Source organism: Deinococcus gobiensis I-0, assembly GCF_000252445.1.
Classification (GTDB): Bacteria; Deinococcota; Deinococci; order Deinococcales; family Deinococcaceae; genus Deinococcus; species Deinococcus gobiensis.
On sequence record NC_017790.1, the window covers coordinates 1,555,995 to 1,578,996 of the forward strand.

General features: G+C 70.5%; 17 protein-coding genes. 10 read left to right on the forward strand and 7 right to left on the reverse strand.

The window, feature by feature from the left end:
* The first annotated feature begins 158 nt into the window (after positions 1 to 158).
* Positions 159 to 3,623, forward strand: a complete 3,465-nt coding sequence (locus DGO_RS07310; RefSeq protein ID WP_014684843.1) for a DEAD/DEAH box helicase — start codon at positions 159 to 161, stop codon at positions 3,621 to 3,623.
* Between the two features lie 84 nt (positions 3,624 to 3,707).
* Here DGO_RS07310 and DGO_RS24615 read toward each other — a convergent pair whose 3' ends face one another.
* The gene (locus DGO_RS24615) at positions 3,708 to 3,833 is read right to left on the reverse strand and encodes a hypothetical protein (protein ID WP_014684844.1); all 126 of its coding nucleotides are present in this window, start codon (positions 3,831 to 3,833) and stop codon (positions 3,708 to 3,710) included.
* A 409-nt stretch (positions 3,834 to 4,242) separates the two neighbouring features.
* Here DGO_RS24615 and DGO_RS07315 point away from each other — a divergent pair, with 409 nt between their 5' ends.
* Positions 4,243 to 4,953: a hypothetical protein gene (locus tag DGO_RS07315; RefSeq protein ID WP_014684845.1), complete on the forward strand. Its 711-nt coding sequence runs from the start codon at positions 4,243 to 4,245 to the stop codon at positions 4,951 to 4,953.
* A 28-nt stretch (positions 4,954 to 4,981) separates the two neighbouring features.
* Positions 4,982 to 5,773: a nitroreductase family protein gene (locus tag DGO_RS07320; protein ID WP_043803455.1), complete on the forward strand. Its 792-nt coding sequence runs from the start codon at positions 4,982 to 4,984 to the stop codon at positions 5,771 to 5,773.
* Positions 5,774 to 5,824: 51 nt separating this feature from the next.
* Here the strand turns inward: DGO_RS07320 and polA are convergent, their stop codons facing one another.
* The 3 genes from polA to DGO_RS24870 form a co-directional block, all read right to left on the reverse strand.
* Positions 5,825 to 8,527 (reverse strand): DNA polymerase I, encoded by a 2,703-nt coding sequence (polA, locus tag DGO_RS07325; protein ID WP_014684847.1) that lies wholly within the window; start codon positions 8,525 to 8,527, stop codon positions 5,825 to 5,827.
* A gap of 222 nt (positions 8,528 to 8,749) precedes the next feature.
* A complete protein-coding gene (locus DGO_RS07330; protein WP_014684848.1) occupies positions 8,750 to 9,271 on the reverse strand; it encodes a hypothetical protein in 522 nt (173 codons plus the stop codon).
* Positions 9,272 to 9,813: 542 nt separating this feature from the next.
* The gene (locus DGO_RS24870; protein WP_014684850.1) at positions 9,814 to 10,284 is read right to left on the reverse strand and encodes a winged helix-turn-helix transcriptional regulator; all 471 of its coding nucleotides are present in this window, start codon (positions 10,282 to 10,284) and stop codon (positions 9,814 to 9,816) included.
* 631 nt (positions 10,285 to 10,915) lie between these two features.
* On the opposite strand from DGO_RS24870, the gene DGO_RS07340 reads away from it, so the two are divergent.
* The 6 genes from DGO_RS07340 (at position 10,916) to trpD (ending at position 17,686) form a co-directional block, all read left to right on the forward strand.
* Positions 10,916 to 11,986, forward strand: a complete 1,071-nt coding sequence (locus DGO_RS07340) for a branched-chain amino acid aminotransferase (protein ID WP_050920718.1) — start codon at positions 10,916 to 10,918, stop codon at positions 11,984 to 11,986.
* A 163-nt stretch (positions 11,987 to 12,149) separates the two neighbouring features.
* Positions 12,150 to 14,042 carry a 1,4-alpha-glucan branching enzyme gene (locus tag DGO_RS07345; protein ID WP_043801524.1) on the forward strand — a complete coding sequence of 631 codons (1,893 nt, stop codon included), beginning with the start codon at positions 12,150 to 12,152 and terminating at the stop codon, positions 14,040 to 14,042.
* Entirely contained in the window at positions 14,039 to 14,317 is a 279-nt protein-coding gene (locus tag DGO_RS07350) for a hypothetical protein (protein WP_014684854.1), read from the forward strand. The genes DGO_RS07345 and DGO_RS07350 overlap by 4 nt, the downstream gene beginning before the upstream one ends.
* A 203-nt stretch (positions 14,318 to 14,520) precedes the next feature.
* Positions 14,521 to 15,996: an anthranilate synthase component I gene (gene trpE / locus DGO_RS07355; RefSeq protein ID WP_083847243.1), complete on the forward strand. Its 1,476-nt coding sequence runs from the start codon at positions 14,521 to 14,523 to the stop codon at positions 15,994 to 15,996.
* Positions 15,997 to 16,049: 53 nt separating this feature from the next.
* A complete protein-coding gene (locus DGO_RS07360; RefSeq protein WP_043801525.1) occupies positions 16,050 to 16,676 on the forward strand; it encodes an anthranilate synthase component II in 627 nt (208 codons plus the stop codon).
* Positions 16,673 to 17,686: an anthranilate phosphoribosyltransferase gene (gene trpD, locus DGO_RS07365; RefSeq protein ID WP_014684858.1), complete on the forward strand. Its 1,014-nt coding sequence runs from the start codon at positions 16,673 to 16,675 to the stop codon at positions 17,684 to 17,686. Before DGO_RS07360 ends, trpD begins: the two co-directional genes overlap by 4 nt.
* A 60-nt stretch (positions 17,687 to 17,746) precedes the next feature.
* Here the strand turns inward: trpD and DGO_RS07370 are convergent, their stop codons facing one another.
* Both DGO_RS07370 and DGO_RS07375 read right to left on the reverse strand, forming a co-directional pair.
* Positions 17,747 to 19,996 carry an ATP-dependent helicase gene (locus DGO_RS07370; protein WP_043801526.1) on the reverse strand — a complete coding sequence of 750 codons (2,250 nt, stop codon included), beginning with the start codon at positions 19,994 to 19,996 and terminating at the stop codon, positions 17,747 to 17,749.
* A gap of 73 nt (positions 19,997 to 20,069) precedes the next feature.
* Positions 20,070 to 20,294: a hypothetical protein gene (locus tag DGO_RS07375; RefSeq protein WP_014684860.1), complete on the reverse strand. Its 225-nt coding sequence runs from the start codon at positions 20,292 to 20,294 to the stop codon at positions 20,070 to 20,072.
* Positions 20,295 to 20,377: 83 nt separating this feature from the next.
* Here DGO_RS07375 and DGO_RS07380 point away from each other — a divergent pair, with 83 nt between their 5' ends.
* The gene (locus tag DGO_RS07380; protein WP_014684861.1) at positions 20,378 to 20,824 is read left to right on the forward strand and encodes a hypothetical protein; all 447 of its coding nucleotides are present in this window, start codon (positions 20,378 to 20,380) and stop codon (positions 20,822 to 20,824) included.
* A gap of 33 nt (positions 20,825 to 20,857) precedes the next feature.
* On the opposite strand, the gene DGO_RS07385 is transcribed toward DGO_RS07380, so the two are convergent.
* Positions 20,858 to 22,900 carry a thioredoxin domain-containing protein gene (locus DGO_RS07385; RefSeq protein ID WP_014684862.1) on the reverse strand — a complete coding sequence of 681 codons (2,043 nt, stop codon included), beginning with the start codon at positions 22,898 to 22,900 and terminating at the stop codon, positions 20,858 to 20,860.
* Between the last annotated feature and the right edge of the window lie 102 nt (positions 22,901 to 23,002).

Consider the following 23,002-nt stretch of genomic DNA (forward strand, 5'->3'; position numbering starts at 1 on the left):
GGGTGTGACCGGGGCGGCGCTCCGTTCCGGTGGCGGCGGGGCCGAGCGGCCGCCGAGCGGCCGAAGTGTGGCTGACGTGCGCGGCGGCGGCGCAAACGCGCTAGACTTCAGGATGTGTTTGTTGCCGCCAAATCCATGCTTGCCGCGCAGGTGAAGCCTTGAAACTCAGTCGCCTTCCCGCCGGCTTCGGTTTGGACGCGGCCGCACAGGCCCTGGCGCTGCGCCAGGAGTCGGTGTCCGACGTGACGCGCGAGTGGACCGATCTCGGCTGGCGCGCCAGCGGCACGGTGCAGGACGCCGGGGCCGAGTACCGCGCGGCCGCCGATCTCGGCATGCCGCCCGAGCCCAAGCTGCTGGAGTCCTCGTGTACCTGCGGGCGCTACCGCTGCCGCCACGTCGCGGCGCTCGTCCTCTCGACCGATCCGCCCGACACGCCCCGGCCCGCCGCGCTGGCCCAGGCCTCGCCCGAATCGCTCGATCCCCGGCTGCGCCAGTGGCTCGCGGGCTTCGAGCCGTCGCCCGAGGCCAGCGGCGGGCGCGGGCGGCAGTACGAACTGCGCTTTCTGCTGCGGGTGGGGCTGGTCACGGTGCGCGGGATGCCCGCCCAGGTGCGGCGCGCGACCCTGCAGCTCGTGCGGGTGCCGCTCATCTCGGGCGTGCCCAACCTCGCGGCGGCCGAGAGCTACGCCCTGCCCAAGAAGATCACGGCCGCGCCCGCCTTCGTGCAGCGCGACGCCGACGCCCTGCAACTGCTGGAGGTCGCCGCCCAGCCGGCCCACGCGCCGGGCCGCTGGGAAGAGACCCTGTACGCCCTGAGCGACCACCCGGCGACCGCGCTGCTGCTCTCGACGCTGCTCGCGGCCGGGCGGCTGTGCTGGGGCGGGGCGGCCTCGCCGCTGTCTCCGGCGCCCAGCCTGCGCGGCGTGCCCGGCTGGCTCAGCGACGAGTCGGGCGCGCAGTACCCCTCCCTGATCGTGCCGGACGTGCCGGGCGCGGTCGTGCTGCCGCTGGCCCGGCCCTGGGCCGCCGATCCCGCGCGCCTCACCCTGGCCCCGGTCGAGGTGGACGGCCCGCCCGAGCGCACCGCCCGCTTCCTCTCGGGGCCGACCGTGACGCCCGCGCAGGCGACCGTGCTCGCCAAGGTGATGGCGAGTTCGGCGCTGCCCCTGCCCGTGCCGCTGCCCCAGGGCCGCGACCTGCGCGAAGAGAAACTGCCCTTCACGCCGCAGCTGCACCTCTCGGGGCGCAACGTGCCGGTCACGGTGACGCACGGTCTGGGCCTCCCCGGCGGCGCGGCGGGTGTGCCGCCCCTGCCGGGCGCGGGCAGCCCGGTCCTCTCGACCGAGGTCCTGTCGCTGCCGGTGGCCGAGCTGCGCCGCGCCTACGGCGGCCTGGAGGTCCGTGAACCGGCCGCCAGCCTCAGCAGCGGCGGCCTGGGCGCCGAGCTGCCCGACCTGACCCTGACCGTGCTGCGCGGGGGCGAGCTGCTGCGCGTGCCCCGCGACGCGCGCGGCGAGCGCCGGGCCATGCGGCGCACCGCGCAGGCGGGCTTCGACTCGCTGGAGCTGACCTTTCCCGAATACGCGCTGCCGGGGCACATCGCCCCGCTGCTCACCCTGGGCGGCGAGGAGGCGTGGCTGGATTTCCTGCGCGTGGGGGTCGAGGACCTGGAAGCGGCGGGCATCAACGTGGTCGTGCATCCCGAGTTCCCGCTGCGCTTCGCGGAGGTCAGCGACTGGTACGGCGAGGCGGGCGAGACGGGCGGCGGCTGGTTCACCCTCGACCTCGGGATCGTCGTGGACGGCCAGCGCGTGAGCCTGCTGCCGGTCCTCGCCGACCTGATCGCCCGGCAGCCCGAGCTGTTCACCCAGAGCGCCCTGGCCGACCTGAGCGACGACGAGACCATCTTCGCCACGCTGGACGACGGCCGCCGGGTGCCGCTGCCCGCCGGGCGGGTGCGTTCGATCCTGAGCGTGCTCGTCGAACTGAACCTGCGCGACCTGCCCTCGGGGCCGCTGCGGCTGCCGCTGCTCGACGCGGCGCGCCTCGCGCAGCTCGAAGGCGCGGTGCAGGCCCGCTGGATCGGGGCCGAGCGCCTGCTCGACCTCGGGCGCCGGCTGCGCGACTTCGGCGGCATCCGCGAAGTCGAGGCCCCGCCCGGTCTGAACGCCGAGCTGCGGCCCTACCAGCTCCAGGGGCTGGCGTGGCTGCAATTCTTGCGCGAGTACGAGCTGGGCGGCATCCTGGCCGACGACATGGGGCTGGGCAAGACCCTCCAGACCCTCGCGCACCTCCTGACCGAGAAGGTCGCGGGCCGCCTGGACCGCCCGGCCCTGGTGGTCGCGCCCACCAGCGTGATCGGCAACTGGCAGGCCGAGGCCACCAAGTTCACGCCGGACCTGCGCGTGCTGACCCTGCACGGCAAGAACCGCCGCGAGCAGTTCGCGGAGCTGGCCGACGCCGACCTCGTGCTGACCACCTACCCGCTGCTGCCGCGCGACATCGACGAACTGGGCCAGCACGCCTTCCACTACGTCATCCTCGACGAGGCGCAGAACATCAAGAACGCCAAGACGGCCGCCGCCAAGGCTGCCGGGAGCCTGGACGCCCGCCACCGCCTCGCGCTGACCGGCACGCCGCTGGAAAACCATCTGGGCGAGCTGTGGTCGCAGTTCAACTTCCTGGCGCCGGGGCTGCTGCACGACGAGAAGACCTTCCGTGAGCTGTACCGCACGCCCATCGAGAAACGCGGCGACCCGCACCGCCGCGCCGCGCTGGCGGCCCGCGTGCGTCCCTTCATCCTGCGGCGCGAGAAACGTGACGTGGCCCGCGAGCTGCCTCCCAAGACCGAGATTCCGGTGCGCGTGACCCTCGAAGGCGACCAGCGCGACCTGTACGAGACCGTGCGCGTCACGATGGAAAGCCGGGTGCGCGAGGAGCTGCGCGCGCGCGGGCTGGCGCGCAGCACCATCGCCATCCTCGACGCGCTGCTCAAGTTGCGGCAGGCCGTCACCGACCCCCGGCTCGTCAAGCTCGACGCCGCGCGGCTGGTGCAGGGCAACGCCAAACTCGACTGGCTCTCGACCAACCTGCCGCAGATGGTCGAGGAAGGCCGCCGCGTGCTGATCTTCAGCGGCTTCGCCACGCTGCTGGGGCACCTGGAAGAACTGCTGCGCGAACACGCCATCCCCTACAGCAAGATCACCGGGCAGACGGTGGACCGCCAGAGCCAGATCGACGCCTTCCAGAGCGGCGAGACGCACGTCTTCCTGATCACCCTCAAGGCGGGCGGCGTGGGCCTGAACCTCACGGCCGCCGACACGGTCATCCACTACGACCCCTGGTGGAACCCGGCCGCCGAGGAGCAGGCCACCGACCGCGCCTACCGCATCGGGCAGGACAAACCGGTGTTCGTGTACAAGCTCATCGCGGCAGGCAGCGTCGAGGAACGCATTCTCGACCTCCAGGCGCGCAAGGCCTCGCTGGCGCAGGGTATCCTCGACGGGGGCCTGAGCGACGCCACGCAGCTCACCACCAATGACCTCGACCGCCTCTTCGCGCCGCTGGCCGACGAGGAAGAGGAGGAGCGGGACCTGGAAGACCTGGTGGCGCAGGGCGTCTGAGAACCGGCGCAGCTCGGGGTCGGGTGGGCCTTCAGGCGTGGTCCCGCTCCCCTCCTCAAGCCGGGCCGCGGCACTTCAGCCGCCCTAGTACAGCCCCAGCTGCACGATGTCCAAGTAATCCAGGCCCAGCAGAACGCCGGCCAGCACGAGCAGGGCGAGGATGACCCACAGCCAGGTCAGCTTGCTTTTCGGTTTGTTCAGTCGGGTCATGACACGCTCCTCGGGAGGGAAAGGGGACTTCCGGACAGCTGCGGACTCCGGGCCTCGCGCGCAGGACGGCCGATATGGCGAGGGTGTCCCTGGACGGGAGGGCACCCCGGCGCCCAGCTGACCGCCATTCCAGCATGTGGCCGGGCCTGTGCCCCGCGCCTGAGAGCCGCCTAAAGATCCTTGACCTGCCCGGGACCTTTAACGCCGGGTCAATGCGGGGGTGGGCCCTGGCTTCATGCGGAAGGCGGCCCCCGGTGGCCGACGCCTTGACACAAGGTTTGGCATGTGGGAAGCGGCCGGGCCGCGCCTGCTAGCCTGACCGGGTCGCCCCGGTCGGGGCTCCCTTCCTCTTCCTCCCAGACTGTTCCGGCCCCCGCGCCACGCCTCCAGACGGGGCCAAAGGACACCAGTGTCGAATTCCCTGCCCCCCCTGCTCGCCCTGCAACAGCTGCGCGAAACCGGCCCACTCGGCCAGGACCTGATCATCGCCGCCCGCCGTCACGTGGGGGCGGCGGGGCTGGAACAGGCCGCCTGCCTGGAGCGGCTGCTGCGGGTCTGCCGCGAACAGGCGGCCGTGTCCACCGCGCTGCGCTCTCTGGCCTGGGCGCTGGAGCGGATGCAGGACGCCGATGACCAGGAGACGTCGGCGCGGCTTGCCCTCATCGCGTCCCTGCATACCCAGCTGGAACTGGCCGCCGGCATGGAGGACGTGCTGGCGGGCGCCCTCAAGGACATCACCTCGACGCCCGTGGTGTTCGTGAGTGCGGCGGCGCTGCAAAAGATCGAACAGGATGCCAAGGGGCAGCTCGGCGCGCTGCGTTCGCTGTTCGGCGAGGCCCAGCGGTATGGCCGGACCCCCGCGCAGCAGCGGGAGTTCGAGCGCCTCGGGTCGGGGATGGAGGAGGCGCTGCTGCGCGCCGAGCAGGCGGCGGCGGCCGGGTGGGCCGAAACCCTGGGGGTGATCATCGCCGAGGCGACCTCGCAGCTCACGGCGCTGGATCAGGTGCCCTCGCCCGCACTGGTCGATACCCTGGACCATATCGTCGAGGAACTGCGGCGACAGGCCGCCCGCCGGATGGCCCCCGAGCCTCCCGGCGCTCCGGACCACGGCAGGAGCTGACCCGGCGGCCAGCGCTATGCTGCGCGGCATGACTTCTCCCGACCTCCGCCGCCTCAGCGCCGATCAGGTGCGCACCTACTTCGACGGTCACCGCACGGTGCGCCAGTACGTGACCCAGGAGGACGGCTCGCCGCTGCGCCTGAGTGCCGACCATCTCGACGCCGTGCTGCACGCCGCGCAGCGTGCCCCGACCGACGCGACGGCGCAGCTCTACTCCATCATTCACCTCGTGTCGCCCCAGGTGCGCGCCGAGGCGGCCCGCATGACCACCAACCCCCATATCGCCACCGCCTCGGAGGCCTTCGTGCTGTGCGCCGACGTGCGCCGGGTTGTGCGCACCCTGGAGGCCAGCGGCAGCCAGGGTGGCCACTGGCCCGCCGTGGCCGTGCATTTCGGCATCGGGGACGCGGTGCTCGCAGGCCAGAACCTGCTGACGGCCGCCGAGATGCTGGGCTACCAGGGCTGCTGGATCGGCGGGGTGCTCAACGACCTCGACGGCCTGATCGACCTGCTCGCGCTGCCCCAGGGCGTGCTGCCCTTCTCGGCCCTGACCATCGGGCAGGCCGCCGAGCAGCCGCCCCTGCGCCCGCGCGTGCCCCGGCCGCTGGTGGTGCATGCCGACGCCTACCGCGACGCGACGCCCGAGGAACTGCGCGGCGCCGTGGAGGTCATGAACCCCATCGCCGCGCGGCGGGACGAACCCGGCGACTGGGCGCGGCTGCTGCGGGCCTACTTCGGCCCCGGCGGCGGCATGGAGAAGCGCGAGCCGGCGCTGGAGGCGGCCCTCCAGCGCCAGGGGTTATGGAGCGCGCAGGCCTGAGCCAGTGGGCGGGCGCAGGAGGGGGCCTTCCTTCCGCCCGCCCCCATGCCCTCACTTCGTGTCGTACCAGTTCGGCCCGATGCCGACCTCAACGGCCAGAGGCACGCTGAGGCTCGCCGCGCCCTCCATGATCTCGCGGGTCACGCGGGCGACCTCCTCGGCACGGTCCTCGGGGGCTTCGATGAGCAGTTCGTCGTGCACCTGGAGGAGCAGGCGGGCGCCCAGGGCGTCCAGGCGCTCGTCGAGCCGGATCATGGCGTACTTGATGATGTCGGCCGCCGTGCCCTGGATCGGCATGTTGTAGGCCAGGCGCTCGCCCGCCTCGCGCAGCGTGCGGTTGCTGGCGACCAGCTCGGGTACGTAGCGGCGGCGGCCGTACAGCGTCTCGACGTAGCCGTTCGTGCGCCCGAATTCCAGCGTCGCGTCGATGTAGCCCCGGATCCCCGGATAGGTCGAGAAGTACGTCTCGATGAAGCCCGAGGCCTCCGCGAAGGGAATGGCGAGGTCGTTGCTCAGGCGGTGGGCACTCATGCCGTACAGCACGCCGAAATTGACGGTCTTGGCCGCGCGGCGCTGGTTGGCGGTGACGGTGGCCTCGTCCAGCCCCAGTACCTGCGAAGCCGTGCGGCGGTGGATGTCGGCGCCCTCCTGAAAGGCCTGCTGCATGAGCTTGTCGTCCGCGATGTGGGCCAGCAGCCGCAGTTCGATCTGCGAGTAGTCGGCGCTGACGAGCACGAAACCGTCGTCGGCGATGAAGCCCTTACGGATCTCGCGCCCCAGGTCCGAGCGGATGGGGATGTTCTGGAGGTTGGGGTTCAGGCTGCTCAGGCGGCCGGTCGCCACCGCCGTCTGCGCGAAGGTGGTGTGCAGCCGCCCCGTCGCCGGGTTCACGAGGTTGGGCAGCGGGTCGAGGTAGGTGCCGCGCAGCTTGTCCAGCTCCCGGAATTCCAGCACGAGCGGGACGATGGGATGCTCGTCGCGCAGCGGTTCGAGGGCCGCGACGGCGGTGCTGCGCTGCCCGGTCAGCTTGGTCTTTTTCTTGCTCGCCAGGCCCAGCGTGTCGTACAGCACGGTTTCGAGCTGCTTGGGGCTGCGGGTCTGGAAGGGGCCGCCTGCCAGCTCGTGGATCTGGCCCTCCAGCGTCTCCAGGCGCGCCGCCGCCGAAGCCGCCAGCCCGCGCAGGAACGCGCTGTCGAGCCGCACGCCGCGCACCTCCATGCGCGCCAGCACGGCCGAGAGCGGCTTTTCCATGTTTGTGTAGAGGTCCAGCCGCCGCTCGTCGAGTTGCCCGGGCAGCGCTTCCAGCAGCCGCGCCGTCATGGCCGCGCGCCCGGGCGCGTCGGCGGGCCAGCCCTCGCCCAGGTAGCGCTGCGCCGTGACCGGCATGTTCGTGTTGGCCGGGTCGAGCAGGTAGGCGTGTAGCAGGGGATCGTCGCCCGGCTCGGTCACCGTGCCGCGCACGCTCAGGTGGGTGGCCAGGGCCTTGGCGGCGGCGGCCGTGACGGTCCCCTGCGAGGCGAACTCGGCCTCGTCCACCGTCGCCGGGTACTGCTGGCGCAGCTTCTCGGCGCGCTTCTCGGCGTCGCGGGTAGCCTTCTCGGCGGCTTTCTGCTGCGTCTTGGTCAGGGGCTTGTCGCTGCGGGTCAGCTCACCGAACAGCGGCGCCGGGTCGGCCACCGCCAGCGCGGCCCATTCGTCGGGTTCGGTGGCCGGAGCCTCGCGCACGATGCCGCCGCCCTGCGCCGCCTCGAAGGTCGCCGCGCCGGTCAGGGCCGCCGTCAGGTCGTCCTCGCGCGACAGCACGTAGCCCCACACGACGCCCGGCTTCGGGGTACGCCAGGCCTCCGTGCGCGGGGGCACGGCGGTGGGCCGGGCCGGGGTCTCGTCGTCCGGGGCGTCCGGATCAGGCTGACTCGCCGCGTCGCGGTCGTGAACCGTGTCGGGCAGCGCCGTTTCCGCGCCGTCCAGAGCCAGCATGTCGCGTTTGATGCTGTGCAGTTCCAGTTCGTCGAGCAGTTCGGCCAGGCGCGCCGGGTCGCCGGGCAGGCGGCCCACGCCGAGTTCGACCTTCAGCGGCAAGTCGGTGACCATGCACGACAGCTCGTGGCTGAACTGTACGTCGCTCTCCGAGGCGAGCAGCTTCTGGCGCGCGCCGTCGGGCTTCAGGGTGCCGGCGTGCGCGGCGGCGTAGATGCCCTCCAGCGTGCCGTATTCCTGAAGCAGCTTGGCCGCCGTCTTGGGGCCGATGCCCTTGGCGCCGGGGATGTTGTCGCTGGCGTCGCCCGTCAGGGCGCGGTAGTCCACCCACTGCCGCACGCTCACGCCGTACTTTTCGAGTACCTGCGCGGGGCCGATGAGCGAGAAGTCGTTGGCGATCACCTTGACGTGGTCGTCGAGGAGCTGGTAGGCGTCGCGGTCGCTCGTCACGATCCGCACCTGCATGCCGGTGCCCTCGGCCATGCGGGTCAGCGTGGCGATCACGTCGTCGGCCTCGTAGCCGGGTTCTTCCAGGCGCGGCAGCCCCAGCGCGTCCACGACGGCCCGGATGCGGTTGATCTGCGCGGGCAGGTCGCTGGGCGTCTCGGCCCGGCCGGACTTGTAGCCCTCGTACTGCTCGTGCCGGAAGGTCTTGACCGGCGGGTCGAACACCACGATGACCTGATTGCCGCGCTGGCGCATCAGGCGCAGGGTCTGGCGCAGGAACCCGACGATGGCGTTGGTGGCCTCGCCCCGGCTGTTGTTCAGGGGCGGCACGGCGAAATACGAGCGGAAGGCCAGCGCGTGCCCGTCGATCAGGACCAGGGTATCGGGGGCCGGGCGCGGGTCCGCCGGGGGGCGCCGGGCCGTTCGGAGCCGGGCGTGTCTGAGGAACCGGAGGTCATGGCCCGATTCTACGGCCGGCCTCCGGGGCGCGCCCGGAAGCGGAAAGGCGACGTGAGGCCCGCGCCCCCGCCGCCTCATCCTCCAGCCGTGGGCTCAGCGCACGGTGACGCGCATGTAGCAGTTGGTGCTCTTGCCACCCGCGAGGTCGGGAAGCTGCCAGCGCACGGCCTTGTACTCGCTGGGGGGCACGACGACTTCCTTCTTGACGCTCTGGCCGTTTTCCGTGACCGTCACGGTCTTTTTCAGCGGGGCCTGCGCGAAGGTCTTGCCGTCGGCGCTGAAGAGCGTGGTTACGCCGCTCACGCTGCACTGCGCCGCCTGGAAGGTGGTCGCCGGGTCCACGTTCATGTTCAGCGCGAGGCCGCGGACCAGGCCGGCGCTCACGTTGTCCACCTTCTGGTTGAGTTGCAGGAGGTTCCCGGGGCGCGCGTTCGTCGCTTCGGTCAGGCGCTCGGTGGATTTGCCGTCCACGGTGACCTGGGTCACGAGCTGATTGGACGCCGTGACGCGTACGGGGCTGTTCTGGGCCGAGGTGGCCGGCGTCTGGGCGGAGGCGAACTGGGCAGCGCCCAGCAGCAGGGGGAGCAGGGTCAGGCGGGCGAAGGTCGTCTTCATGGCTCCAGAGTACGCAGCCGTTGTGACGAGATCCTGAATTTTTTCTGCTCCCCCATCCCCCCGGTCGGGGGCAGGTGGAGGCCGGAGCCAGCGGTACGGGACATGGCGGCGATCAGGCCGCGTCACGTGCGCCGCCGTGTGCTTGAAGTGCGTCGGAAGAACGTGCTGGTGAGGTTTTTTCTCGCAGAGATGGAGGGACGCTGTGGCAGAGGAGCTGCCTTCCTGATCCGATCCGCGTCTTCGAACGACCTTATTGGTGCCGGGGCACGGCGTGCAGCAGGTCCTTCCCCCGTGGGGCAGCGTGATTGCCCTCTCCGGTGGTCATGGCGGGCGATCTCGAAAGGCATCTTCTATGTCCTGAGGGGCACCTCGCGATGACCCCCAAACTGCAAGAAGCGGGCCTCCGAAACCGCGCCGGTGTGGTGGTGCTCCCGCGCGACCTGCACGACGTTTTTCCGCGCAGGCGGCATGTTTGGATGTGGCAGGAGAACGCGCCCTCACGATTTGACGACGAGGCACTGGTCAAGACTCCCGAGAAGCTCCTATACGAAGTCCTGATCCGTCCGGTGGTGTGCCGGACAGGAAAATGCCGTCCCCGACCTCTGCCGGACGCCCTTCAAGGGCCTGTCAGGTCTATGGATGCTGCTCGTCCCCTGCCTGCCGATATCGTCCAATCTTTTTCTCATGAATACGGCCAAGGCGACCACATGCTGCAGGACCCTGGACAGGCTGAGCCCCTCCCGAGTCAGGGCGTAGGTCACCTGTGGCGGCACTGCGGCAGCCACCGTCCGCGTGATCAGGCCATCGCGCTCGAGACGGCGCAGGGTGAGCGTCAGCACGCGCTGAGAGATGCCGTGGACGCTGCGCTGGAGTTGTCGGAAGCGTTTGGATTCAGGTGACACCTCCGCGACGACCAGGACGGTCCATTTGTCACCGATACGGCCAAGACGGTCGCGGACACCGCATTCCCGCTCTTCCGCCGTGGCGCAGGGTTCGGGCGGGGTCACTTCCATGTGCCCTAGTGCCCTGCCTGTGCCTTCTTGGCACTCCACGGCGTACTCCCTACCATGCCCCAGATCACTCAAAAGAACCCACGAAACCGTAGAGAGGAGACACGCAGATGCGCCTGCTCACTGGAAGTGGCGGTCGACTCGGTCGCCTCGTCATTCGGCGATTGGAAGAACGGCAACTCGCGTCCACCGCAGGGAGCCGTCATCCCACAACAGGTCAGAGCCACCTCATACTGAACCGTCTGAACAGGCACGTCGGTCGAACGTACGAACGCGTAGGACCGGAAGCGATAGGCGGGGTGGATATCGCCTGTAGGCGGCCCGCACACTATCGCCCAGGTGGCCCGGCGCAAGCCCGTCGGGAGGTGATGCGTACGTCATTACGGCCCTATCAGCCCCCATGACGATGTCGGTCTTCTCCGGCATTGCTGGCGGTTTCCTCGGCGATACGCACCGTAATGATCTGCCCCTGTTGCTGACGCCGCCCATGGGGGCGCCACTTGATCATCTCCGATCGGAAGAAGGCCGGGTGCCTGTACGGCCTCCTGCCCCTTGCGGGTGAGGCGGCTGGGTCGCCGGAGGAGGACGGCGCACCCCACGCCACATATTTCCGAGGATCGGTAGAATCGGGCGTATGGACCTCACGCACCCCGATCCCGTCCAGGCCCGGCAGCAGGCCGACATCGACTGGAACGAACTCGGTTTCAGCTACATCCGCACCGACCTGCGCTACCTCGCCCACTGGCGCGGCGGCGAGTGGCAGCCCGGCGCGCTGACCGAGGACAACGTGCTGCACATCGCCGAGGGCAGCACCGCCCTGCACTACGGCCAGCAGTGCTTCGAGGGCCTCAAGGCCTACCGCGCCGCCGACGGCAGCGTCAACCTGTTCCGTCCCGACCAGAACGCCGCGCGCATGGCCCGCTCCTGCGCCCGGCTGCTGATGCCCGAGGTCCCCGAAGAGATGTTCGTCGAGGCCTGTAAGCAGGTCGTGGCGGCCAACGAGCGCTTCATTCCGCCGCACGGCACCGGCGGCGCGCTGTACCTGCGGCCCTTCGTGATCGGGGTGGGCGACAACATCGGCGTGCGGACCGCGCCCGAGTTCATCTTCAGCGTGTTCTGCGTGCCGGTGGGGCCGTACTTCAAGGGCGGGCTGACCCCGCACAACTTCATCACCTCGCAGTACGACCGCGCCGCGCCCAACGGCACCGGGGCGGCCAAGGTGGGCGGCAACTACGCCGCGAGCCTGCTGCCCGGCGCGCAGGCCAAGGCCGCCCAGGAAGGCGGGCGCCACTTCGCCGACGTGATCTACCTCGACCCCTCGACCCACACCAAGATCGAGGAGGTCGGGGCCGCCAATTTCTTCGCCATCACCAAGGATGGCCGGCGCTTCGTGACCCCCCGGTCGCCCAGCATCCTGGAGAGCATCACCAAGTACAGCCTGCTGCACCTCGCCGAGCACCGCCTGGGCCTGGAGGTCGAGGAGGGCGACGTGGCGATCGGCGACCTCGGGCAGTTCGGCGAGGCGGGTGCGTGCGGGACGGCGGCCGTCATCACGCCTATCGGGGGCATTCAGCACGGTGACGACTTCCACGTCTTCTACAGCGAGACCGAGGTCGGGCCGGTCACGCGCCGCCTGTACGACGAACTCGTGGGCATCCAGTTCGGGGAGCGCGAGGCGCCCGAAGGCTGGATCGTCAAGGTCTGAGCACAGGGCCGGGCCGGGCGGCGCGGGCTCGCCTTCCCGGCCAGCCCGGTTAGCAGCCCCGCCGCTGCCGCGCCGCGCCGCCGTCTGGACAGCGCCCTTAGACAGTTTTCACGTCCGGGAGCGGCGCGGGCGGGCGCTCGGGCAGGGCCGGTAGACTCCGGGTATGACACTTCCCCTGCCTCTCGATCACGGGCATCTGCAACAGCTCGTGACGGCCGACCTCGTCCGGCCAGACCACCTGCTCGGCGCACATCCGACCACCGAGAACGGGGTGGAGGGGGTGCGCTTCGCCGTGTGGGCCCCCAATGCCCGGTATGTCAGCGTGGTGGGCGATTTCAACGGCTGGAACGGCTTCGACAACGTGATGGAGCGTCTGGAGTTCGGGTTCTGGGGCGCCTTCGTGCCCGCCGCGCGCCACGGCCAGCGCTACAAGTTCCGCGTGACGGGCCAGGACGGCCGCACGGTGGACAAGGCCGACCCCTACGGCCGCTTTTTCGAGACGCGGCCCAACACGAGCAGCATCGTCTGGGACCAGCCCTTCGACTGGACCGACGCCGCCTGGATGGAGAAGCGCGCGCAGGGCTTCGCGGAGGCCGTGAGCATCTACGAGTGCCACGCGCCCTCGTGGCAGAAGGGCGACGACGGCTGGTTCCTGAACTACCGCGACCTCGCGCACCGTCTGGGCGAGTACGTGACCGACATGGGCTACACCCACGTCGAGCTGCTGGGCGTCATGGAGCACCCCTTCGACGGGTCGTGGGGCTACCAGGTCACCGGCTACTACGCCCCGACGAGCCGCATGGGCAGCCCCGAGGACTTCAAGTACCTCGTGGACCACCTGCACGGCCTGGGGATCGGCGTGCTTGTGGACTGGGTGCCCGGGCACTTCCCGACCGACGAGTTCGCGCTGGCGAGTTTCGACGGCGCGCCGCTCTACGAGTACGCCGACCCGCGCAAGGGCTTCCACTTCGACTGGAACACCTACATCTTCGACTACGGCCGCAACGAGGTCGTGATGTTCCTGATCGGCTCGGCCCTCAAGTGGCTCCAGGACTTCCATGTGGACGGCCTGCGGGTGGACGCCGTCGCCTCGATGCTGTACCTCGACTTCTCGCGCACCGACTGGGTGCCGAACGTCCACGGCGGGCGCGAGAACCTGGAGGCCATCGCCTTTCTCAAGCGCCTGAACGAGGTCGCGCACCACATGGCCCCCGGCTGCATGATGGTCGCCGAGGAGAGCACGGCCTTCCCGGGCGTGACGGCCCCGACGCCGTTCGGCCTGGGCTTCGACTACAAGTGGGCGATGGGCTGGATGAACGACACGCTGGCCTACTTCGAGGAAGACCCCCTCTGGCGCAAGTACGACCACCACAAGCTGACCTTCTTCAACGTGTACCGCACCACCGAGAACTTCATGCTGGCGATCAGCCACGACGAGGTCGTGCACCTCAAGGAGTCGGCGGTCATGAAGATGCCCGGCGACTGGTACATGAAGCGCGCCGGCTACCGCGCCTTTCTGGCGACGATGTGGAGCACGCCCGGCAAGAAGCTGCTGTTCATGGGCCAGGAGTTCGCCCAGAGCACCGAGTGGAACTACGCCGAGTCGCTGCCCTGGTTCATGGCCGACCAGCCCGACCACCGGGGCGTGATGAACCTCGTGCGCCGCCTGAACGCGCTGTACCGCGAGCGCCCCGACTGGCACAAGGGAGATCTGGAGGACGAGGGCATGCTCTGGGTCGCCGCCGACGACACCGAAACCAGCGTGTACGCCTACGTGCGCCGCGATCCCAGGGGCAGCGCCTGGAGCCTGATCGTCGCCAACCTGACCCCGGTGTACCGTGAGGCCTACCCGGTGGGCGTGCCGCAGGCGGGCGAGTACCGGCTGCTGCTCTCGACCGACGACCTGGACTTCGGGGGCTTCGGCACCGTGCAGGGCGACCTGACCGCGACGGACGAGGGCTGGCAGGGCCAGACCGGACTGCTGCGCCTGAATCTGCCCCCTCACGGCGTGCTCGTGCTGGAGCCGGCCGCGACCGTCCTGAGCGAGGAACGTTGACCGGTCCCGACCGGCCCCGGAGTCGGCCCGACCCCGCCACCATGCTGAGCCTGGGGCTGCTGGTGGTCCTGGCCCTGCTGCTGCTGTGGCCGCTGGTCAGCGGGGGGCCACCTCCCAGCCCCTACCTGGTGGGGGCGCTGCTGGTCGTGCGGCTGGGCCTGCAACTGTGGCGCGCACGCACCGACGAGCGGCTGCGCCGGCCGAGCAGCTGGGCGCTGGACCTCATCCTGATCGGGCTGCTGTTCTACGCCGCCAGCGAGCAGCCGGGTGCGTAGACCGCCCCGCTTGAGCCGGGCCGCGCCCCGCGCTATGCTCGCGCCATGACCGTGTTCAGGACCGTCAATGCCGCGTGGTGGTGGCCCAGCTTCGCCTGGGACTGATTGCCGTTGCCGCACGACCGGACCGCGCCCAGGTGGAATTCCCACCGGGCGCTTTTTTTCTGCCTGCTCGCCGCCCCGCCCCGCGCCAGAGGAGCCGTATGACCCACACTGAATCCGCCGTCCCAGCCTCCGTCCCGCCGGCCGCCGCCCCGGTCCCCCAGGCCGTCGCCGTACGCGAACTCAACGCCGACCTCGACACGCCCGTCACCGCGTACCTGAAGGTGGCGCAGGGTGAGGAGGTCTCCTTCCTGCTCGAAAGCGTGGAGGCGGGCGAGAAGCTGGGGCGCTACTCGTTCATCGGGGTGGGGGCGCAGGGCCGGTTCGTGTACCGCGCGGGCGAGGTGCGCAGCAGCGGCGTGTTCGGCGACTTCGCCGGTCCCGAGGCCGACCCCCTGGCGCGGCTGTACGCCGTGACGACCCGGAGCGTGCCGCTGCCCGCCGGCCTGCCCGCCTTCGTGGGAGGCGCGGTGGGTTACGCGGCCTACGACATCATCCGCGCCTACGAGACGCTGCCCGACGCTAACCCCGACGAGCTGGACGTGCCCGACGCGCTGTTCATCGCGCCGCGCGGCATGGTGGTGTACGACCACCTCAAGCACCGCCTCGTCGCCGTGGCGACCGCCGCCACGCCGCAGGAGGCCGAGGCCGAGGTCGAGGCCCTGAGCGCGCGCCTGCGCGGCCCGCTGCCCGGGGACGTGCCCGGCCGCACGCCGACCGCCGCGCCGCAGTTCACGAGCAACCACACCCCCGAGGCCTACATGGACGTGGTGCGCCGGGGCCTGGAGTACATCCGCGCCGGGGACATCTTCCAGTTCGTGCCGTCGCAGCGCTTCAGCGCCGACCTGGGCGAGCTGCATCCCTTCGCGCTGTACCGGGCGCTGCGGCGCGTGAATCCCAGCCCCTACCTGGGTTACCTCCACCTGGGGGGCTCGCAGGAGGGCGGGGTGACGCTGGTGGCGAGCAGCCCCGAGAGCCTGCTGCGCAGCGACGGGCACACGGTCGTGACCAAGCCCATCGCCGGCACCCGGACGCGCGGCGCGACCCCGGAGGCCGACGACGCCCTGGCCGCCGAACTGCTGGCCGACGAGAAGGAGCGCGCCGAGCACCTCATGCTGGTGGACCTGGGCCGCAACGACCTGGGCCGCGTGAGCCGTTTCGGGACGGTGCGGGTACAGGACGCCTTTTCCATCGAACGCTACAGCCATGTCATGCACATCGTGTCGGGGGTGACGGGCGAGTTGCGAGAAGGCCAGACGCCGCTGCACGCCCTGGCCTCGGTGCTGCCGATGGGCACGGTGTCGGGCGCGCCCAAGATCCGCGCGATGGAGATCATCGACGAGATGGAGCCGGTGCGCCGGGGACCGTACGGGGGCAGCTTCGGGTACATCGCCTTCGACGGCAGCATGGACATGGCCCTGACCCTGCGCACCATGGTCATCGCGCACGGCCGCGTGCATATCCAGGCCGGGGCGGGCGTGGTGGCCGACAGCGACCCGGCCGCCGAGGAGCAGGAGACGCGCAACAAGGCCGCCGCCCTCATGCGGGCCGTCGAACTGGCGGCGGGGGGCCTGTGACTGCCGAGCGTCCCATCCCCGTCCGTTCCCCCAGCCCCTCAGGAGACCCTGCCATGACTGCATCCCCCTCCGCCCCGCCCCCTCTGCGCCTTCTGCTCATCGACAACTACGACTCCTTCACCTACAACCTCGTGCAGTATTTCGGTGAGCTGGGCTGCGACCTGACCATCTGGCGCAACGACCAGTTCACGCTGGACGACGTGCGCGAGCTGAACCCCGACGCCATCGTGGTGTCGCCGGGTCCCTGCACGCCGACCGAGGCGGGCCTGAGCGTGCAGGTCATCCGGGAGCTGGGGCCGCAGTATCCGACGCTGGGCGTGTGCCTGGGCCACCAGAGCATCGGCGAGGCCTTCGGCGCGCGGGTGGGCCGCGCCGCGCAGCCGGTCCACGGCAAGACCAGTCCGGTGCGCCACGACGGCCACGGCCTCTTCGCGGGGCTGGGCGACGGCGTGACCGTCACGCGCTACCACTCGCTGGTCGTGCGCGACCTGCCCCCCGAACTGGAGGCGACCGCCTGGACCACCGACCCCGACGAGGAGATCGTGATGGCGCTGCGCCACCGCGACTACCCCGTCTACGGCGTGCAGTTCCACCCTGAAAGTATCGCCACCGAGGGCGGCATGGCCATGCTGCGCAATTTCCTGGAGATCGTCCGTCAGCGCCGGGAGGGCCAACGATGATCCACGCCCGACTGATGGCCGGAGAGGTGCTCTCGCAGGAGGACGCGGCGGCGTTCATGCGCGACGTGATGTCGGGCGAGCTGAGCGGCGTGCGCCTCGCGGCGGCGCTGGCGGCCCTGCGGGTGCGCGGCGAAACGCCGGGCGAGATCGCGGGCTTCGCCCAGGCCATGCGCGAGAACGCCGTGCAGGTGCGGGTGCAGCCCCGCGACGTGCTGCTGGACGTGGTGGGCACGGGGGGTGACGGCGCGCACACCTTCAACATCAGTACGACGACCGCCTTCGTGCTGGCGGGGGCCGGGGTGCCGGTCGCCAAGCACGGCAACCGCGCCGCGAGCAGCCGCTCGGGCAGCGCCGACGTGCTCGAAGCCCTGGGCGTGAATCTCGACGCCCCGCCCGAGGTCGTGGTGGACGCCATCGACACCCTGGGCGTGGGATTCATGTTCGCGCGCAACTACCACCCGGCCCTGCGGCACGCGGCGGCCGTGCGCTCGGACCTCGCGGCGCGCACGGTGTTCAACATCCTGGGGCCGCTCTCCAATCCGGCCGGGGCGACGCACCTGGTCGTCGGGGTGTTCAGTCCGGCCCTCACGCGCGTCATGGCCGAGGTGCTGCGGCTGCTGGGCGCCAAGGGCGCGACGGTGGTCAACGGCGACGGCCTCGACGAATTCACGGTGAGCGGGGTAAATACCGTCTCGGGCCTGCGTGACGGCGTGGTCGTGGACCGGACCCTGCACCCCGAGGAGGTCGGTGTGGGCCTGCACCCCCGCGAGGCCATCGTGGGGGGTACGCCCGCCGAGAACGCCGGCATCACCCGCGCCCTGCTCACGGGCGGCGGCACGCCGGCGCAGCGCGACATCGTGGCGCTGAACGCCGGGGCGGGCCTGCGCACCGCCGGGCGCGTAGGCAGCATCCGCGAAGGGGTCGAGCAGGCCCGCGAGGTGATGGACAGCGGCGCGGGCTGGGACGCCCTGCAACGCTACGCGGCATTCACGCAGCGCGCCCGGCGGTAGGCGGGGCCGGGGCAGAGGCCGGGGCGGGGGAGGCCGGACAGGCCGGCTGTCCCGCCGGGCCTACACCTTGCTGAGGTTGGCGAATTTCACGAGCAGCTTTTTCGTGCCCGCGCTGGGAAAATGCACCGTGACCTCCTGGCGCTCGCCCATGCCCGACACCGCGAGCACCTGACCCTCGCCGAACTTGGGATGGCTGACCTTCTCGCCGCCCCGGTAGGCCATGCCGGAGGTCATGGGACTGGTGTTCTTGACGGGGCTGCTGTAGCCCCCACCCTGCGGCGCGGCCGGAACGGTCGGGCGGTAGGTCTTCCAGCTCTTGGCACGGTACTCGACATTCTGGCCGTAGGCGTCGATGGTGTCGAACTCGCCGCCGATCTCCTCGAGAAAACGGCTGTCCTCGGCGGCGTTCGTCTTGCCGAACTGCATGCGGTTCTCGGCCGCCGTCAGGAACAGGCGTTCCATCGCCCGCGTGATGCCCACATAGAACAGTCGCCGCTCCTCCTCGATGGCCCCCGGCCCCTCGGTCAGGGCGCCCCGGCTGGGCAGCAGGCCCTCTTCCGTGCCTACGATGAACACCACCGGGAATTCCAGGCCCTTGGCGTTGTGCAGGGTCATGAGGGTCACGGCCTCCTCGGGCACGTCCTTGTTCTCCTTTTTCGTGCGCATGTCGTCCACGCTCGACAGCAGCGCGGCGTCGTCGAGGAAGTCGTGGACGCCGCCCTCGTTCTCGCGCGACCATTCCTCAGCCGCGTTCACGAGTTCGTCGAGGTTCTCCATGCGTACCTGCCCCTCCTGCCCCTCCTGGCGCAGCAGGTCCAGATACCCGCTCGTCTCGATCACGAAGCGGAAAAATGGCGCGGGCTCGTAGTTCTCGGCGGCCTCGCTCATGGCCCTCATCAGGGCGGCGAACTCGACCGGCTTCTGCGCGCCCCGGTCCAGGATGTTGTCCTCTACGGCGCGGGCACAGGCTTCGAGCAGCGTCTGGCCGTGCGTCTGCGCCCAGCCCATCAGTTTCTCCAGCGCCGTGTCGCCGATGCCGCGCTTGGGCCGCCCGATGATGCGGCGCAGGGCCACGTCGTCGGCCGGGTTGATCGCCAGCCGGGCGTAGGCCAGGATGTCGCGGATTTCCCGGCGGTCGTAGAAGCCCACGCCCCCCACGATCTTGGCCGGAATCTGGCCCCGGCGCAGCGATTCCTCGATCACGCGCGACTGGGCGTTGGTGCGGTACAGCACGGCCATCTCGGTCAGGGGGCGGCCCTCGCCGTGCAGCCGCGTGATCCACTGCGCCACGAAATCGCCCTCGGCGCGGTGGTCGGTCGCGCGGTGGAAGGCGACCGGCGCGCCCTCGGCCTTCACGGGCTTCAGGGTCTTGTCCAGGCGCTCGGTGTTGTTCTCGATGAGCTTGTTGGCGATCTTCAGGACGCTGGCGCTCGAGCGGTAGTTGTGCTCCAGCATGTAGACCTTGGCGTCGGGGTAGTCCTTCTGGAAGTCGAGGATGTTCTGGATGTCGGCGCCCCGGAATTTGTAGATCGACTGGTCGGGGTCCCCGACGACCAGCAGGTTGCGGTCGCGCGAGGCGAGCAGCCGCGTCAGCTCGTACTGCGCCTTGTTGGTGTCCTGGTACTCGTCCACGTGGATGAAGCGCGCGCGGTTCTGCACCTTGTCGAGCACGCCCGGCACTTCCCGGAACAGCCGCACCGTCTCGGTGATGAGGTCCCCGAAGTCGATGGCGTTCTGGCCCCGCTTGCGCGCCTCGTAACGGCGGTAGACCTCGGCCGCCACCTCGCGCGGCAGCCCCGAGATGTACGGGTCGCCCCGGCGGGCGAGGTCGTCGGGGGTCAGCAGGTTGCTCTTGGCGCGGTCCAGAATCCCGCGCAGGGTGCGGGGCGTGGTGTCGGGGCCGATGCCCGGAATGCTCCCCATGATCTCCTTGAGGATGTCCGACTGGTCGTCGTCGTCATAGATCACGAAGCCGCGTTTCAAGCCGATGTGCTCGCCGTAGGCCCGCAGGATACGCACGCCTGCGCTGTGGAAGGTGCTCATCCACAGGTCGCCCGCGCCGGGGACGAGGTGACTGGCGCGCTCGCGCATCTCGGCCGCCGCCTTGTTGGTGAAGGTCACGGCCAGGATCTCGCCGGGATGCACGCCGTAATGCTCGATGAGGTGGGCGATGCGGTAGATCAGCGTGCGCGTCTTGCCGCTCCCCGCGCCCGCGATTACCAGCGCGGGGCCGGTGAAGTGGTCGGCGGCCTGCGCCTGCGTTTCGTTGAGCTGTGAGAGCAGCGGGGAATCTGAGGGCGCGGAAGTCACCGAACGAGTGTATCAGAGTCGATTCTGTTCAGGGCGTAAAGAGGAAGGAGAGTGGTCAGAAACCGCCAGCCTGTCAGAGCAGCCAGGGCCACCAGCGCCGCTGCGTCCAGCATAACCCGGCTGGGGGCAACCGCCACGTCGCCCTGAGGGCGAGCAGGCCCGCCGCCGCGAGGCCCAGTTGCGCCGCGCCCTGGCCCCGGCGGCCCAGCCCGAAGGCGTAGGCCAGGGTATAGAGCCCCAGTCCGGTCAGGATCAGCACCAGCAGAGTGATCAGCACGCGCAGCACGGTCGGGTTCATCTCGCCTCCCTTCCCCTCCGTTCCGGAAACGGATGAGTCTCAAGTGTGGCACAGGTCTCATACGCCTCAGCTATGGTCCGGACATGCGACGTCTGCTGCCTCTGCTGACCCTTCCATTCCTCACCGGCTGCTTCCAGACGAGCGGCCCCAGTGTCCAGGCCGTCACGGTGACGGTGCCGGCCACCGTAATCGCGGCCTGCGGCAGCGTGACCTGGAGCGACCCGGCGATTCCCTGGAAGGATGACCAGACCCTCGGCGACTCGGTGGGGCTGCGATACGACGGCGCCAGCCCCTCGGACCCCTCGCCCGACGGCCTGCTGGCCGGGCGCAGCCTGCACCTGTCCAAGACGGCCGGTTATACCCTGCTGAACACGCGCGCGACCCGCTTCACCAGCCTCGAATCGACCCTGAAGTGCGATAAGACCGGCCAGAGCGTGGTCGCCCGCGCTGACCTGACCGGGGGCCGCTCGGCCTTCACCACCCTGACCATCACCAACGGGCAGCTCGCCGCGACCTGGACCCCCGGCTGATCCTGCTGGACTGAAGGCCTCCTTCTCCCGGCCTCAGCCCCCGCCCAGCCCCCCGAGCTGCCGCTCCAGCGTGGCCGGGTCGTGGGTGGGAAGCTGGCAGGCGCGGTCCACGCACACATAGGCCTGTCCGCCGCCCGGGCGCGCTTCCAGCACGGGCAGGTCGCCGCCCGACCCGGTGAAGGCCAGGGCCGTGAAGGGCAGGAAGTGCCGCGCCGCCGCACGTTCCAACGGCGCTCGCTCGGCCGGCGTGCCCAGGATCGCCACTTCGGTGTGTGGGGCCTCCAGAAAGGCCGCCGCCTGCCACAGTCCCCCGAAGCCGCCGGTGGCCGCCAGCATGTCGCCCGCGAAGCTCTGGACGGTACGCCGGGCGATGTCCAGGGCCTCCGGGTCGCCGAAGTAACGGTCCACCCACAGCGCGAGCAGCGCCGCCGCCGCATTGTCCGAGAGGATGGCCGAGTCGAAGCCCTGCGCCTGCCGGGTGAGCAGCGTCTCGGCCCGGCCGCCCGCGCTGTGGAAGACCCCGGCCTCGGCGTCCCAGAAGTCGCGCCGCACCACGGTCCACAGTTCGCGCGCCCAGTGCAGGTGCGCGAGGTCGCCGCCCGCCTGGAACAGAGCGACGAGCCCCAGCGCGTACAGCACGTGGTCCTCCAGAAGCCCCTCCACCCGCGCCTGTCCGTCCTTGTAGGTGTGGCGCAGCGTGCCGTCCGGCAGTCGCAGCTCACGGCGCACGAAGTCGGCGTTCCGGCGGGCCACTTCCAGAAGCTGCGTGTCCCCCAGCACCCGCGCCGCGTCCGCGAAGGCGGCCAGCGCCAGCCCGTTCCACGAAGTCAGTACCTTGTCGTCGGTGCCGGGCTGCGTGCGGGCCTGCCGCGCGGCAAGAAGGTGGGCGCGGGCCGCCTCCAGCCGCGTGGGCACGTCCGGTCCGAGGTCGCGGGTGAGCTGGCTCACGGGGGTCGGCAGGTGAAGCACGTTGCGCCGCCCGTATTCCGGCCGGTGCGGGTCAAGGAAATTGCCCTCCTCGGTCACGCCGTAGGCCCTCAGGGCGAGGTCGGTGTCCCCGCCTGCTCCCAGCACCTCCCGGATTTCGGCTGGAGTCCAGGTGAAGGTCAACCCCTCCACGCCGCCGTGATCGGTCGGCGTGTCGGCGTCCTGGGCGCTGAAAAACCCGCCCTCGGCCGAGAGCATCTCGCGTTCGAGGTAACCCAGGGTGGTCCGGGCGAGATCGGCGAAGGCCCCGTCGCCGCTGACCTGAAAGGCCCGCAGCAACGTGCGCGCGAGCTGCGCGTTGTCGTAGAGCATCTTTTCGAAGTGCGGCACGAGCCACTGCGCGTCCACGCTGTAACGGTGAAAGCCACCGCCGAGCTGGTCGTGGATGCCGCCCGCGCCCATGCGCCGCAGGGTGTGCAGCGCCATGTCGCGCCCGGCCGATTGCGTGAGCAGGAAGTCCAGCGTGGCGGGTGAGGGAAATTTCGGCGCCCCCCCGAAGCCCCCCAGGTCGGCGTCGTACACGCGGCGCAGGTGCTCGACCGCCAGTCCGGTCGCCCCGTCGGGCAGCGGGTCCTCGCCCCGGCGCGGCGCGCTCGCCTCCTGGATGTGGGCGGTCAGGGCCTGCGCGTTGCCCAGCATCTTGTCCCGCTGCGTGGTCCACGCGCCGCTGACACTGCCCAGGACCCGCCCGAAGCTGGGCATGCCCAGGCCCTCGCGCGGCGGAAAGTAGGTGCCCGCATAGAAGGGTTCGGCGTCGGGCGTCAGGAACACGGTCATGGGCCAGCCGCCCTGGCCGGTCAGGGCCTGCGTGGCGGCCATGTACACCGCGTCGATGTCGGGCCGCTCCTCGCGGTCCACCTTGATGTTCACGAAGCCGGCGTTCATCTGCGCGGCCGTCGCCTCGTCCTCGAAGCTCTCGTGCGCCATGACGTGGCACCAGTGGCAGGTCGAGTAGCCCACCGAGAGCAGCACCGGCACGTCGCGGCGCCGCGCCTCCTCAAAGGCCTCAGGCGACCAGGGCCACCAGTCCACCGGATTCTCGGCGTGCTGACGCAGATACGGGCTGGATTCCTGGGCGAGGCGGTTCATGGGCGCAGCCTAATATGCGAGCCGCCGCGCCGGACCGGGCGAAGTCTCAAGGAAGGTTCACGCCCCGGCGGTGAAGTAGGCATCACACGCAGGCGCGCTCCG

Coding starts and splice junctions, on each gene's coding strand:
- DGO_RS24615 (WP_014684844.1), bottom strand. CDS start 3,833: ATGACCCGACTGAACAAACCGAAAAGCAAGCTGACCTGGCTGTGGGTC.
- DGO_RS07320 (WP_043803455.1), top strand. CDS start 4,982: ATGACTTCTCCCGACCTCCGCCGCCTCAGCGCCGATCAGGTGCGCACC.
- DGO_RS07330 (WP_014684848.1), bottom strand. CDS start 9,271: ATGAAGACGACCTTCGCCCGCCTGACCCTGCTCCCCCTGCTGCTGGGC.
- DGO_RS24870 (WP_014684850.1), bottom strand. CDS start 10,284: ATGGAAGTGACCCCGCCCGAACCCTGCGCCACGGCGGAAGAGCGGGAA.
- DGO_RS07340 (WP_050920718.1), top strand. CDS start 10,916: ATGGACCTCACGCACCCCGATCCCGTCCAGGCCCGGCAGCAGGCCGAC.
- DGO_RS07345 (WP_043801524.1), top strand. CDS start 12,150: ATGACACTTCCCCTGCCTCTCGATCACGGGCATCTGCAACAGCTCGTG.
- trpE (WP_083847243.1), top strand. CDS start 14,521: ATGACCCACACTGAATCCGCCGTCCCAGCCTCCGTCCCGCCGGCCGCC.
- DGO_RS07360 (WP_043801525.1), top strand. CDS start 16,050: ATGACTGCATCCCCCTCCGCCCCGCCCCCTCTGCGCCTTCTGCTCATC.
- trpD (WP_014684858.1), top strand. CDS start 16,673: ATGATCCACGCCCGACTGATGGCCGGAGAGGTGCTCTCGCAGGAGGAC.
- DGO_RS07375 (WP_014684860.1), bottom strand. CDS start 20,294: ATGAACCCGACCGTGCTGCGCGTGCTGATCACTCTGCTGGTGCTGATC.
- DGO_RS07380 (WP_014684861.1), top strand. CDS start 20,378: ATGCGACGTCTGCTGCCTCTGCTGACCCTTCCATTCCTCACCGGCTGC.
- DGO_RS07385 (WP_014684862.1), bottom strand. CDS start 22,900: ATGAACCGCCTCGCCCAGGAATCCAGCCCGTATCTGCGTCAGCACGCC.